14 protein-coding genes are annotated in these 13,636 nt (G+C 74.8%); 1 reads left to right on the plus strand and 13 read right to left on the minus strand.

Annotated elements, in window-relative coordinates:
* Nucleotides 1–9: 9 nt before the first annotated feature.
* Complete coding sequence (locus Q6347_RS09665) at nt 10–861, minus strand: purine-nucleoside phosphorylase (protein ID WP_171247451.1); 852 nt, start codon at nt 859–861, stop codon at nt 10–12.
* A 59-nt stretch (nt 862–920) separates the two neighbouring features.
* Between Q6347_RS09665 and Q6347_RS09670 the strand changes: the two genes are divergently transcribed.
* Nucleotides 921–2,369, plus strand: a complete 1,449-nt coding sequence (locus Q6347_RS09670; RefSeq protein ID WP_304603486.1) for an NAD(P)H-quinone dehydrogenase — start codon at nt 921–923, stop codon at nt 2,367–2,369.
* Between the two features lie 127 nt (nt 2,370–2,496).
* Here the strand turns inward: Q6347_RS09670 and Q6347_RS09675 are convergent, their stop codons facing one another.
* From Q6347_RS09675 to Q6347_RS09730, 12 genes are all read right to left on the minus strand, one after another.
* Nucleotides 2,497–3,024, minus strand: a complete 528-nt coding sequence (locus Q6347_RS09675) for a hypothetical protein (RefSeq protein ID WP_304603487.1) — start codon at nt 3,022–3,024, stop codon at nt 2,497–2,499.
* 165 nt (nt 3,025–3,189) lie between these two features.
* Nucleotides 3,190–5,208: an endonuclease/exonuclease/phosphatase family protein gene (locus Q6347_RS09680; protein WP_304607230.1), complete on the minus strand. Its 2,019-nt coding sequence runs from the start codon at nt 5,206–5,208 to the stop codon at nt 3,190–3,192.
* Nucleotides 5,205–5,702: an NUDIX domain-containing protein gene (locus Q6347_RS09685; RefSeq protein ID WP_304607411.1), complete on the minus strand. Its 498-nt coding sequence runs from the start codon at nt 5,700–5,702 to the stop codon at nt 5,205–5,207. Before Q6347_RS09685 ends, Q6347_RS09680 begins: the two co-directional genes overlap by 4 nt.
* A 15-nt stretch (nt 5,703–5,717) precedes the next feature.
* Nucleotides 5,718–7,511 (minus strand): biotin carboxylase N-terminal domain-containing protein, encoded by a 1,794-nt coding sequence (locus tag Q6347_RS09690; protein ID WP_304607231.1) that lies wholly within the window; start codon nt 7,509–7,511, stop codon nt 5,718–5,720.
* A 158-nt stretch (nt 7,512–7,669) separates the two neighbouring features.
* Entirely contained in the window at nt 7,670–8,332 is a 663-nt protein-coding gene (locus Q6347_RS09695) for a nucleoside triphosphate pyrophosphatase (RefSeq protein ID WP_304607232.1), read from the minus strand.
* A 105-nt stretch (nt 8,333–8,437) separates the two neighbouring features.
* Entirely contained in the window at nt 8,438–9,358 is a 921-nt protein-coding gene (locus tag Q6347_RS09700) for an AEC family transporter (RefSeq protein WP_304607233.1), read from the minus strand.
* A gap of 1 nt (nt 9,359) precedes the next feature.
* Nucleotides 9,360–11,108 (minus strand): DUF885 domain-containing protein, encoded by a 1,749-nt coding sequence (locus tag Q6347_RS09705; RefSeq protein ID WP_304607234.1) that lies wholly within the window; start codon nt 11,106–11,108, stop codon nt 9,360–9,362.
* A complete protein-coding gene (locus Q6347_RS09710; RefSeq protein WP_304607235.1) occupies nt 11,105–11,887 on the minus strand; it encodes a tyrosine-protein phosphatase in 783 nt (260 codons plus the stop codon). Before Q6347_RS09710 ends, Q6347_RS09705 begins: the two co-directional genes overlap by 4 nt.
* 100 nt (nt 11,888–11,987) lie before the next feature.
* Nucleotides 11,988–12,203, minus strand: a complete 216-nt coding sequence (locus tag Q6347_RS09715) for a DUF6458 family protein (RefSeq protein WP_304603494.1) — start codon at nt 12,201–12,203, stop codon at nt 11,988–11,990.
* 97 nt (nt 12,204–12,300) lie between these two features.
* On the minus strand, nt 12,301–12,858 hold the full coding sequence (locus Q6347_RS09720) for a hypothetical protein (RefSeq protein WP_304607236.1): 558 nt from the start codon (nt 12,856–12,858) through the stop codon (nt 12,301–12,303).
* On the minus strand, nt 12,855–13,094 hold the full coding sequence (locus tag Q6347_RS09725; RefSeq protein ID WP_304607237.1) for an acyl-CoA carboxylase epsilon subunit: 240 nt from the start codon (nt 13,092–13,094) through the stop codon (nt 12,855–12,857). Before Q6347_RS09725 ends, Q6347_RS09720 begins: the two co-directional genes overlap by 4 nt.
* Entirely contained in the window at nt 13,091–13,633 is a 543-nt protein-coding gene (locus Q6347_RS09730) for a hypothetical protein (RefSeq protein WP_304607238.1), read from the minus strand. The genes Q6347_RS09725 and Q6347_RS09730 overlap by 4 nt, the downstream gene beginning before the upstream one ends.
* Nucleotides 13,634–13,636: the final 3 nt, after the last annotated feature.

The following is a 13,636-nucleotide window of genomic DNA, read 5'->3' on the forward strand; positions in this document are numbered from 1 at the left end:
GTCTTCCCCCTAGATCTCGCGGACGATGCGGGCCAGCAGGTCGCTGATCCGCGGGCCGGCGGCCTGTCCGGCCTCGAGCACCTCGGCGTGCGACAGCGGGTGCGGGCTGACACCGGCTGCGAGATTCGTCACCAACGAGATCCCCATCACCTCCATGCCGGCGTGCCGCGCCGCGATCGCCTCCAGCGTGGTGGACATCCCCACGAGGTCGGCGCCCAGCACGCCGGCCATCCGCACCTCGGCGGGCGTCTCGTAGTGCGGGCCGGGGAACTGGGCGTACACGCCCTCCGGCAGCTCCGGGTCGACGGTCCGCGCCAGGTCGCGCAGCCGCGCCGAGTACACCTCGGTGAGGTCGACGAAGGTGGCCCCCTCCAGCGGGGAGGTGGCGGTCAGGTTCAGGTGGTCCTTGATCAGCACGGGCTGCCCGGGGCGCCAGGCCATGTGCAGGCCGCCGCACCCGTTGGTCAGGACCGCCGTCGTGCAGCCGGTGGCCGCCGCGGTCCGCACGCCGTGCGCGACGCGCCGGACCCCACGGCCCTCGTACAGGTGGGTACGTCCGCCGATGACGAGCGCGTTGCGGGTGGAACCGTCCGGCCGCTCGACCCGGATCGAGCGGGTCGTGGCGACGTGCCCGTCCACCGAGGGCCGCGCGAACCCGGGGATCTCGTGGGTGGGGAACTCGGCCACGACGTCGCCGACCAGCTCGGCGGCGCCGCCCCAACCGGACCCGAGGACGAGCGCGACGTCGTGGCCGCTGACGCCCGTGACCTCGGCGATGTGGTCGGCTGCTGCGCGGGCGACGTCGAACGGGTCGGTGGCCGGATCGTCGAGATCCGGCGTCGTAGCAGGTGTGGTGCTCATGGACCCGAGGGTATCCCTGCGAACGGCGGTCCGCCGGTGCTGCCACAATGGCACCCGTGATGGCCGAGAAGACTGCCCCTGCCGGACCCAACCGCACCGTCGTCGTCATCGGCGGCGGTCCCGGAGGCTACGAGGCCGCGCTCGTGGCCCGACGTGCGGGAGCCGAGGTGACGGTGGTCGAGCGCCACGGGCTCGGCGGCGCGGCCGTGCTGACCGACGTCGTCCCCTCCAAGACGCTGATCGCCACCGCCGAGTGGCTCACGTTCGCCGAGTCCGCCCCCGAGCTCGGCATCCGCACCGGTGGGTCCCCGGTCGTCCCCGGGGACGACCAGGAGACCCGGCGGGCGCTGGTCGACCTGGAGGCCGTCAACGCCCGGGTGCTGGCCCTGGCGGCCGCCCAGTCGTCCGACATCCGGTCCCGTCTCGAGCGTGAGGGCGTCGTCGTGGTGGAGGGCTCCGGGCGTCTCGACGGCCCCAGCCGGGTGGTCGTGACCCCGTCCGCCGGCGGCGCCGAGCAGACCCTGGACGCCGACATCGTGCTGCTCGCCACCGGCGCCACGCCGCGCACGCTGCCGACGGCCGAGCCGGACGGCGAGCGCATCCTCACCTGGACCCAGCTGTACGACCTCGACGAGCTGCCCGAGCGGCTCATCGTCGTCGGGTCGGGCGTCACCGGCGCCGAGTTCGCCGGGGCGTACCAGGCGCTCGGGTCCGACGTCGTGCTCGTCTCCTCGCGCGACCGGGTGCTGCCCGGTGAGGACGAGGACGCCGCCGAGCTGCTCGAGGGCGTGTTCCGGTCCCGCGGCATGACCGTGATGTCGCGCTCGCGGGCCGCCGCCGCCGAGCGCACCGAGGACGGTGTCGCCGTCACGCTGGAGGACGGCCGCGTGGTCGAGGGCTCCCACGTCCTCATCGCCGTCGGCGGCGTGCCGAACACCGAGGGGCTCGGGCTGGCCGAGGCCGGCGTCGACGTGCGCCCGTCCGGTCACGTCGACGTCGACCGCGTCTCGCGCACCTCGGTGCGCGGCGTCTACGCCGCGGGCGACTGCACGGGGGTGCTGCCGCTGGCGTCCGTCGCGGCCATGCAGGGCCGGGTCGCGATGGCGCACGCTCTGGGCGACGCCGTCGCGCCGCTGCGTCTGGGCACGGTGGCCGCCAACATCTTCACCGCCCCGGAGATCGCCACGGTGGGCGAGTCCGAGGCCCGGCTGCGCGAGCGCGGGTCGCGCTACATCACCACGACCCTGCCGCTGGCGCGCAACCCGCGCGCGAAGATGCACGGGGTGCACGACGGCTTCGTCAAGCTGTTCGCCCACCCGGAGGCCGGGGTCGTGCTCGGCGGCGTCGTCGTGGCCCCCCGCGCCAGCGAGCTGATCTTCCCGATCACGCTGGCGGTCTCCCACCGGCTCACGATCGACGACGTCGCGGACGCGTTCACCGTCTACCCGTCGCTCACGGGCACGATCGGGGAGACCGCACGGGTCCTGCACGGCCAGCTGACGGACTGACCCGGGGCCGTCGGCGACGGACGCGGAACCGCCCCCTTCGCCGTCGTCGGCAGGCGAACCGGCGACGGGAAGGGGGCGGCGTCGTGCGGGCCGGACCTCCCCGGCTCCTGATGCGGTGTCCGTGTCCCTACGTGTTCTTGCCGTGGCCGACAGGTGCTCCGAACGAGAACGACTCGTCGCCGAACGAGTAGAACGCCCCGCTCGTCTCGTCCTCGATGGAGATGTTGGTCCAGGTGCCGGCGGTCAGCGTGGAGGTCTGTCCGCCGGGGCACTCCAGGACGTCGGCGGCCGGGACGACCGCGAGGGTCACCGAGCCCACGATCTGTCCGTTCTTCCCCGCGGTGAACGTGTCGCTGCCGGAGACCTGCGTGGTGATCGTGGTCTTCTTCGGGTCGGCCGGGTTGTTGCCCCCGCCGTTGATGCACTGGTACGTCGCCTCGAGATCGGCGTACGCGGTGATCGTCTCGACGGCGCCGCTCGGAAGACCTGCTTCCTTGAACGAGACCGTGAGGTCGAAGTCGCCGTCGACGGACGCCTCCATGAAGTTCCCGATGAAGTGCGGGTTGCCGTTGGGTGCGGCCAACGCCGGACTCGCGGTGATCAGCAAGGCTGCCCCTGCCGCTGCCAGGGCAGCGGCGACTCGCTGGGTGAACATGGTCGATTCCTCTCCAGGGAACCGCTGATACCTGGGCGTCCCCGGACCCGGCCGACGCCCCCGTTGCGTCGATGCGGATTCCCTTTATCACATTACGCCGGGCTCCGCAGGACTTCTAGGGTCGACATCAACCCGGCCGCACCGCGTGCTCCCCGCGGACCGGCCCTAGCCCGCCGTCCCGTCGGCGCCCTCGACGGTCACCAGGAGCGGCCGGTGGTCGGAGGCGACGACGTCCAGCACCTCGAACGACGTGACCGTCAGGTCCGCGGAGACGAAGACCCAGTCCACGCGGTAGCGGGGAGCAGCGGCCGGCGAGGTCAGTGCGGCCGGGTCGCCGGCGGCGTCCTGGGCACTGACCAGCCCGGCGTCGTCGAGGACCCCGAGCTCGGGCCAGCCGGGTTCGGCGTTCAGGTCGCCGGCCAGCAGGTAGGGTCCGTCGACCGGCTCGGCGGCGATCAGGGCCTCGAGCTGGTCGCGCCGGGTCGCCCCGTTCTCCTCGCGATGCTGCAGGTGCGTGACCACGACGCGGACCTGCTCGGTGCTCGCCGGCCCGGCCGTGTCGAGCGGACGGAACGTCGCGGCCAGCGCGGACCGGTCCTGCGGGCCCTCCCCGTACGGCAGCTCGACGCGCTCCACGTCGCTCGCCGTGACGCGGGCCGGGTCCCACAGCAGCGCGTTGCCGAACCGCCGGTCCGCCGCGGGGACGAACGCGTGCTCCAGGCCCGTCTCGTGAGCCAGGAAGGTCAGCATGTCGGCCCCGCCGCCGACCACCCAGCCGCGGGAGACCTCCTGCAGAGCGACGACGTCGGCGCCGGAGGAGCGGATGACCTCGGCCATCTCGCCGAGGCGCACCGACGGGTCGGCGCTGACGCCGTAGTGCACGTTCCAGGACAGCACGGTGAGCTGCCCGCGGTCCGCCGGGCCGGGAGCGGTCGTACCGTCGCGGCCCGTGCCCGCGGTGGCCGTCACCACGACGCCGACCACCGCCAGCGCGGCCACCGCACCGGTGAGCAGGGGCCCCGCGGTCGGGGTCAGGCGGGCCAGCCGGCGTGAGCCGATGAGGGAGGGCAGGGCGACCGTCGCGGCCGTGACCACGGGCACCAGGCCGGCGGGCACCGGCAGGGGGACGTCGAAGTGCACCTGGTAGAGCAGCAGCGGCAGCGCCGTGCCCAGGCCGGTGGCCGCCGTGACCCCGACCAGCCGCCGGCCGCCGAGGTCCCGCGCCGGTCGCGACCACGCGGCGGTCAGCGTCCGGGCCCCGGCGGCGGGCAGCACCGCCGCCACGAGGAGCAACGTCACCGACCAGACCATCGGCGGGTCGGCGAGGCGGGGCACGGTGAGGAACAGCAGCCAGGTGCCGCCGACGAACGTCACGGCGGACGCCCACGGCCCGACGACGGGGCGGTGCACGGACAGCGCGACCCCGACCGCGAGGGCTGCGAGAGCCGTGCCGGCCGCCGCGACCGCCATCGGCAGCTCGGTGGTCGCGGCGACGAAGGCCGGGTTCGCGAACGACTGCACCCCGAGGGCGACGAACGGCCCGAGCAGCCACAGCCCCCGGGCGCCCGGCCGTGCCGGGCCGCGGCGCAGACGCACCGCGGTCCACAGGGCTCCGGCGCCGAGAGCGGCCGTGACGGTCCAGCCCGCCACGTCCGCGCGCCAGACGGCGTCCCAGGTGTCCAGCAGCACGAGCACGGCGGCGGAGCCGAGCAGACCCAGCGTCACGCCGCGGGCCACGAGGGAGCCCGGCGCGGGGGCGCGGTCCTGCCCGGTGCCGGCGGCCGCGGGCGGGGTCCCGGAGGCGAGCGCGGCGACCAGGACGAGCGTGCCGAGGCCGAGGGCGACGGTGCCCAGCCCGCCGTAGAACCGGACCACGCCCAGCTCGGGGGCCAGCGGCACGGCGGCGATCCGCGTCCCGAGCAGCTCGAGGGCGAGGCGCGCGGCCACCAGCACGGACACCGCGACCAGCACGGTGCGCCCCGTGACCGGCCGGCCGAGGGTCAGCGCGGCGACGACGACCGTCGGCGCGAGGTACGTGACCAGTGCGGCGACCGACGCCGTGGCGACGCCGTCGGCCAGGGCGTGGTCGAGCAGCGGTCCGCTCGCCCGGACGAGCTCGGCGACCACCGCCGTGACCAGCGCGAGCAGCACGAGCAGGTGCCGGTCGCGCGAGGTCGGGTTCACCCTCGGGAGGCTATCGCGAGCAGGCGCGGCACGGCCTCGGCGAACGCGGGATGCAGCGGCAGCTCGGCCAGGGCCGGGACCGGCACCCAGGCCACCTCGATGCTCTCGTGGTCGGTCGCCGCCGGGACCAGCTCGACGCCGTCGGCCACGTGACCGACCACGGTGGTGTAGGTCCACACCCCGTGGTCGAGCACGTGCTCGCCGACGACGAGCACCCCGGCCGGGTCGATCCCGGCCTCCTCGGCGGCCTCGCGCAGGGCACCGGCCTCGGGGGACTCGGTCGGGTGGACGGCTCCGCCCGGGATGCCCCACGTGCCGCCCTCGTGGGACCACGTCGCGCGGTGCTGCAGGACGACGTGCGTGGCCTCGCCGGAGGAGTCGACGTCGCGGCGCACCAGGAAGAGCCCGGCGGCGCCGTGCAGGCCCCAGTGCCGGTGGTCACCGCAGACCACCCAGCCGTCACCGGGGTGACGGTGGTGCGCAGGACCGGGCAGCACGGGACGCACCGGTCAGGAGATCTCGCAGATCGCGGTGCCCGCCGAGACGCCGACGCCCGGTGCCAGGGTCAGCGCGGTCACGGTGCCCGCGCGGTGGGCCGTGATGGGCTGCTCCATCTTCATGGCCTCGAGCACCACCACGAGATCGCCCTCGGCCACCTCGTCCCCCTCGGTGACGGCGACCTTGACGATGGTGCCCTGCATGGGCGAGGCGAGGGTCGTGCCGGCGTTGCCGCCGCCGGTCGGGCGCCCGTTGCGCCGCGCGCGGCGCGCCGGGCGTGCGGCGTCGGCACGTCGGGCACGGCCGGCGGCCATGCCCAGACCGGCCGGCAGCACGACCTCGAGCCGGCGCCCGCCGACCTCGACGACGACGCGTTCCGGCGCCTCCTCGACCGCGTCCTCGGTCTCGGCGGCAGGTGGGGCGCCGGTGGGGGACAGGGACGGGAGAGTGTCGGCGAAGTCGGTCTCGATCCAGCGGGTGTGCACGGCGAAGTCCTCGCCGCCGGACGGCACGAAGTCGGGGGCCTCCAGCACGGCGCGGTGGAACGGGACCACCGTGGGGATGCCGGCGACCTCCAGCTCGCGCAGCGCGCGGCGGGCGCGCTGCACGGCCTGCGTGCGCGTGGCGCCGGTGACGATCAGCTTCGCGATCATCGAGTCGAACAGGCCCGAGACGCTGTCACCCTCGACGACGCCGGTGTCGACACGCACGCCCGGCCCGGACGGCCAGCGCAGCGTCGACACGGTGCCCGGTGCCGGCAGGAACCCGGCAGCCGGGTCCTCGCCGTTGATCCGGAACTCCAGGGAGTGGCCGCGCACGGTCGTGCTGTCGTAGCCGAGCTCCTCGCCGGCGGCGATCCGCAGCTGCTCGCGCACCAGGTCGATGCCCGTGACCTCCTCGGTGACCGGGTGCTCGACCTGCAGGCGGGTGTTGACCTCGAGGAACGACAGCGTGCCGTCGGTGCCCACGAGGAACTCGCAGGTGCCGGCGCCCACGTACCCGGCCTCGCGCAGGATGGCCTTCGACGCCCGGTCGAGCTCGGCCTCCTGCTCGGCGGTGAGGAACGGCGCGGGGGCCTCCTCGACGAGCTTCTGGTGGCGGCGCTGCAGCGAGCAGTCACGGGTGGAGACCACCACGACGTTGCCGTGGGTGTCCGCGAGGCACTGCGTCTCCACGTGCCGGGGCCGGTCCAGGTAGCGCTCGACGAAGCACTCGCCCCGGCCGAAGGCGGCGACGGCCTCGCGCACGGCGGAGTCGTACAGCTCGGCGATCTCGTCGTCCGTGCGCGCCACCTTCAGGCCGCGGCCGCCGCCGCCGTAGGCGGCCTTGATGGCGATCGGCAGCCCGTGCTCGGCGGCGAAGGCGCGGACCTCGGCCGCGTCCGCCACCGGGTCGGCGGTGCCGGGCACCAGCGGCGCGCCGGCCCGCTGGGCGATGTGCCGGGCGCTGACCTTGTCGCCGAGGGACTCGATGGCGGCGGGCGGCGGGCCGATCCAGGTGAGTCCGGCGTCGATGACGGCCTGGGCGAACCCGGCGTTCTCGGACAGGAACCCGTAGCCGGGGTGCACGGCGTCGGCGCCCGAGCGGCGGGCGACGTCGAGCAGCTTGTCCACGTCCAGGTAGGTGTCGGCGGCGCGAGCGCCGTTCAACGCGAACGCCTCGTCGGCGAGCCGGGCGTGCAGCGCCTGCCGGTCCGGGTCGGCGTAGACCGCGACGGAGGCGATGCCGGCGTCGGCGCAGGCACGGGCGATGCGGACGGCGATCTCACCACGGTTGGCGATGAGGACCTTGCTGATGGAGGGCACGGCTCACGGTAACGCGCACCGACCGCTCAGCCCGTACTCCCCGCGCCCTCGGGGAGAAGTCTGTGCCGGGTGCCAACGCCGGTCACGGCCGTTTGTGCACATCCCACATGGACCGGGGGTCCGGGGGCCCGGGGGAGGGGCGTGCGTTGGCGGTTTCGTCAGGCTCCGGTGCCGTTGCGCAGGGTGTGCCACCGCACGTCGATCTCCGCCAGCAGCGCGCGCAGCAGCGGCAGGGACACCCCGACCACGCCGTGGTGGTCGCCCTCGAGCCGCTCGACGTACGGGCCGCCGAGACCGTCGATGGTGAAGGCGCCCGCCACGTGCAACGGTTCGCCGGTGGCGACGTAGGCGTCGATCTCCTCGTCGTCGAGGTCGGCGAACCAGACCGTCGTCGAGCTCGTGGCGCCGAGAGTCGCGCCGGTGCCGCCGTCGTCCGGGTCGCGGGCGTCGACGACCCAGTGGCCGCTGTGCAGCACACCCGACCGGCCGCGCATCGTGCGCCAGCGCTCGCGTGCCTCGTCCGCGTCGGCCGGCTTGCCGACGACCTCGCCGTCGATCTCCAGCATCGAGTCGCAGCCCAGCACCAGGCCGTCGGTGTCGCCCGCGTCGCCCTCCTCGATCCGGCGGGCCACCTCCTCGGCCTTGGCCTGGGCCAGGACGAGCACGGCGTCCGACGGCGGCAGGTCCGGGTAGCGTTCCCGGGCCGCGGCGAGCACCGCGTCCTCGTCGACGCCGCTCACCAGCACGGCAGGGTCGACGCCGGCGCTGCGCAGGGTGGAGAGGCGGGCGGGGGACTGGCTGGCCAGGACGAGTCGCGTCACGCTCGGCACCCTACCCGCCCCACCCCCGACGTTGTGGGCATGAGATCTGCAGCCCTCGCCGGGGGCGGGGCCGCAGATCTCATGCCCACGACGTCCGGAGCGACGTCAGGTGAGCAGGGCGGCCGCGGCGATCATCACCACGGGCGAGGCGAGGGTCGTCATGAGCACCGTGTCCCGGGCCAGCACCTCGCCCCGCCGGAACCGGGCCGCGTAGTTGTAGATGTTCTGCGCCGCCGGGAGGGCCGCGAGCGTCACCGCCGTCGCGACCGCCTCGTCGTCCAGGCCGAACCCGAACCGGGCGACGGCGAACGCGACCGCGGGCATGACCAGCGCCTTGAGCACGGTCGCCACGACCACGGGCGCCCGGCCCTCCTCGCCGCGCAGCGGCCGCGAGCCGTGCAGGGACATGCCGAACGCCAGCAGGATCATCGGCACCGCGGCGCCGCCGAGGATCTCCAGCGGGGCCAGCACGACGTCGGGGACCGTCACGCCGGTCAGGGAGACCGCCGCCCCGGCCAGGGCGCCCAGGATGATGGGGTTGCGCACCGGCTGGCTGAGGACGAACCCGAGCGACACCCGTCGGCTGGTGGCCGAGTCCAGCAGGAGCAGCACCAGCGGCGAGACGATGAGCAGCTGCAGGCCGATGATCGGCACCACCGCCGTGGCGTCGCCGATGACGTACGCGGCCACCGGCAGGCCGATGTTGCCGGCGTTGACGTACCCCGATCCCAGCGCGCCGATCGCGGTCTCGGGGACCTCCAGCCGCCACCAGAGGCGGTTGACGACCACGAACACGCCGGCCGCCGTCAGCGCCGCGACGAGCTGGACGAGCAGCGGGGCCCCCAGCAGCCGGCCCAGGTCGGCGTCGGCCACGATCGTGAACAGCAGGGCCGGGGAGGCGATGAAGAACCCGACCCGGTTCAGCGCCTCCCGGGCGTGGACCCCACCGATCCGCAGCCGGGCGGCGACGTAGCCCGCCGCGACGACGAACCCGATGATCGCGAAGCCGGTGAGGACCCCCTGCACGTCAGGCGAGCGAGGAGCGCAGCACGTCCAGCCCGACCGACCCCAGACCCAGCGCCCGGGCGTGGAAGGCCCGCAGGTCGAACTCCTCGCCCCGGGCCTCCGCCGCCGCGCGGTGCTCGTCGCGGATCTGCTCCCACAGCCGCTGGCCGACCTTGTACGACGGCGCCTGTCCCGGCCAGCCGAGGTAGCGGTCCAGCTCGAAGCGCAGGAAGTCCGCGTCCATGTCCGCGTTCGAGGTCAGGAAGTGCCAGGCCTTGTCGGCGTCCCAGGTGCCGCCGCCCCACTCCTCCGGGCACGGCTTGCCCAGGTGCACGCCCAGGTCGAGGACGACGCGGGCCGCCCGCAGCCGCTGGGCGTCGAGCATGCCGAGGCGGTCACCCGGGTCGTCCAGGTGCCCGAGGTCGGCCATGAGGCGCTCGGCGTACAGCGCCCAGCCCTCGCCGTGGCCGGAGACCCAGCAGGCCAGGCGGCGCCACCGGTTCAGCGTGTCCGACGCGGACACCGCCGCGGCGCACTGCAGGTGATGCCCCGGCACCCCCTCGTGGTAGACGGTCGTCGTCTCGCGCCAGGTCGTGAACTCCGTGACGCCCGGCGGGACCGACCACCACATGCGGCCCGGACGGGAGAAGTCGTCGCTCGGCGGGGTGTAGTAGATGCCCCCGGTCTGGGTGGGCGCGATGCGGCACTCGACGGTCCGGACCGGGCCCTCGATGTCGAAGTGCGTGCCGGCCAGGGCCTCGATCGCCGCGTCGGCGGTGGTCTGCATCCAGGTGCGCAGCGCGTCGGTGCCGTGCAGCTGCCGCTCGGGGTCGGCGTCCAGCACCGCGACGGCGTCGGTGACGGTCGCGTCCGGGCCCGCGATCTCCCGGGCGACGGCCTCCTGCTCGGCCACGATGCGGGCCAGCTCGGCCAGCCCCCACTCGTAGGTCTCGTCCAGGTCGACCGTGGCGCCGAGGAACGCGCGGGAGGCCAGCGCGTAGCGCTCGCGGCCGACGGCGTCGTGCTCCGGGGCCTGCGGTGCGAGCTCGTGCTCCAGGAAGTCCGCCAGCTCGCCGTAGGCCGCGCACGCGGCGGCGGCACCCCGCTCCAGCTCGGCCCGCACGAGGCTGCAGGCGGCCGAGTCGTCCAGCACGCGCGCGGCGTCGTCACCCCGCACCAGGGCGGTGAACGTCGACTCCGGACCCGCGAGGTCGCGGGCCTGCCCGATGGCGGCGCGCACCTGACGGATCGCCGCCACGCGGCCCCGCTCGGCGCTCCAGCGCAGCGACGCGGTGTAGCCGGCCAGCGCCTCCGGGACGGCGTTCAGCCGCGCGGCGATGTTCTCCCAGGCCTCCACGGTCCCGGTGGGGACCACGTCGAACACGTCGCGCAGCTCCTGGACCGGGGAGGCGATGTTGTTCAGCATCGCCTGCACCTCGCCCGCGGCGTGCAGTTCGAGGCCCAGGCCGATGCGCTCGCGCATCGCCGCCAGGGTGACCCGGTCCACGTCGTCGACGGGTGCCTCGCCGGCGGCCTCCAGCTCGTCGAGCTCACGCAGGATCGCGCGGTCCAGGTCGGCACGTGCCTCGTGACCGGCGGGCGAGAAGTCCGGCAGCTCGTGGTCGTGCCCGGGCAGGCCCATGAACGAGGCCGCGACCGGGTCGAGCGCGGCGGACCGCAGGACGTAGGCGTCCGCGGCGGCGTCGAGAGCGGTGGGGGTGCGGGGCGTGGTGGCGCTCGAGGTGGCGGCGCCGAGGGTGTCGTGGGTCACCCGACCGAGGCTATCCCAGCGTGTCGAGGGGATTCGCTCCGGTCGTCCCCCGCCGTGGTCGCGGTGAGCAGCGCGCGGAGCCGTCGGCGGTGCTCCGTCGCCAGGCCGACGACGTCGAACGCCTCCTCGGTGCGTGCCGCCACCTCGGCGACGAGCGGCGTCGAGCGTGACACCCAGGACTCCACCTGTGCCGTGGTCCACGTCTGCTGCCGGTCCGCCGTCGGTGCGTGGGACGGTCGGCCCGCCATCGCGCGGACGGACGCGGCGTAGTCGTCGGCCACGTCGTCCGGGGAGACACCCGCGTGCCCCAGCAGCAGGGCGCTGATCATGCCCGTGCGGTCGCGTCCCGCGGAGCAGTGCACGAGCACCCCGGGCCCGGCGTCCGCGACCGCCTCGAGGGCGGTGCGCACGAGGTCCGGCAGGATCCGCCAGTTGTGCGGCCAGTACTCCGGGGAGTCGAGGATCGGGAAGCAGGTCCGGCGGAACTCGGGGTCGGCGCGGTCCTCGGTGGGTGCCGCCACCATCGTGACGCCGTCGTGCGCCGTCCGCGGGACCACGGGGTCGCCGTCGCGGGGGCCGACCTCGTCGGCGCAGCGCAGGTCCACGACGGTGCGCACGCCCCAGGTACGGGCCGCCGTCCAGCCCGCCGCCGTGAGCCGTTCACGGCGCGGCCCGCGGGCGACCCGCCCCGTCAGCGTCCGGCCCGTCGGTGACAGTGGCGTCACCAGACCTCCGAGGTCACGGACGTTCGGGTAGCCGTCCCAGGGCAGGTCACGCATCGCGGCACCCTACCGGGCACAGGTCGAGCGTCTCTGCTGTGCCGGACCACAGGTCGTGCGGCACGAACAGAGACGCTCGATCACGAGGGCGAGAGGAACCTCACGCCGGCGGCGGTGTGCGGTCTTCGTAGCGCTCCACCCGGTGGTGCGTGCGCTGCCGGTTCTGGACCAGCCCGAGGATCAGCGCCAGGATCCCCGCCGCGATGCAGATGTACCCGACGATGTTGAGGTTGACGACCTCCCAGGTGTCGGGCGCGATCGCGAAGGCGAGGATCGCCCCGACCACGATGAGGAAGATTCCGCTTCCGATGCCCATCGGCACTCCTCCGTTCCCGGACGCCGGTGCGTCCGTCGCCCCGATGGTTGCCGAGATGTCGCATCTTCGCGACACGAGGGCGTGGGGGAAGACGCCGTCAGCGGGTCCGGCGGCGGACCTGGTCGGCCCAGTCGCGGTGGTAGCGGGCCACGACGTCGTCGGAGCCCGGGGCCCACCACACGGCGACGGGATCGCCCGGGCGCGGGCCGAGGGGGTCGCCGTCGGACACGAGCAGCGACCACGTGTCCTCGGCCGTGTCGTCGTCGCGGGGGTAGCTGAGCAGTCCCCGCAGCATGACGCCGTCGGCGACGGGACGTTCGGAGACCGTCACCGAGCCCGTCGTCGACCGGGCGTCACGGCGCAGCGCCTCCACGCCCCGGGTCTCCCGGGCGAGCCGCTGGTCGTCGCGGTAACGGACCAGGGCCGCCACGGCGGTGACGGCCAGCAGGGCGAGCAGGGCCAGCATCAGGCCGAGCTCCAGCTCGCCCGAGGGGTTCTCGACCAGGCGCTGCGTCGCGTACACGCCGGCGGTCGCCGCCAGGGCGGGGGCCCACAGCCAGCGGCGCAGCCAGCCGGGCCGCTCGGGGGTCGGCAGGTCGCCCAGGGGTGCCTCGACGGCGGCGGCCGACCCGGCCTGCTCCCAGCGCACGCTCACGACCGGAAGCTCCAGCGCCAGGCGTCCACGTTGTGGCGTCCGGACCGGCCGCCGAAGCTGCGGGCCGTGGCCGCACCGTTGCCGCGCAGGTTCCGGGCGTGGTTGGTCCACTCGTCCACGGGAGCGACGTCGTCGGGCAGGTCGTCCTGCGCCGACACGGCCGCCAGACCGGCCACGAGCGCGGCGACCTCGAGATCGTCGGGCGCCCCGCGCACCACGCGTACCTGGGGGGTCATGCGTCCTCCTCGTCGTCGGGGTCGTTGCCGAAACCCGGGGCCAGGCCGCGCGAGGCGGCCCACTCCATCACCTGGTACCCGCCGTCGGTCATCCGTGTCGCCGCGTCCTGACCGGCCTCGTCGAGCAGCTCGATGACGCCGTCGAGCGTCATCGACGCCCCGGGCGGCGGGTCGGCGACGACGAAGCCCAGGTAGAACACCTCCGCGGAGACCGTGCCCTCGGGCAGGTCCTCCTCGTCGGTCGCGGGCCGGCTGCCGGGCTCCGGCTCCCAGACCGACGTCGTCAGGTCCGGGTGCATCCCGAGCGCGTCGTGCAGCGTGTCGAACAGGGCGGCGTTGAGCGTGCCGACCTGGTTCTCCAGCGCGAGGATCCGCGGGTCCTCGTCGGCCTCGGTGGCGCCGAACTCGGCCCGCACCCCGACGGCCGCGTCGACGTACCGGTGCAGCGCCTCGGCGAGCGAGTCCACGGCGCGGTGCATCGGGTCCGGGTCGACGTCGCCCAGCGGCGCCGGTCCGTGGGTGGCGTCCTCGTGGCTCATCGC

The sequence above is a fragment of the Isoptericola sp. b408 genome (assembly GCF_030588085.1).
GTDB lineage: Bacteria > Actinomycetota > Actinomycetes > Actinomycetales > Cellulomonadaceae > Isoptericola > Isoptericola sediminis.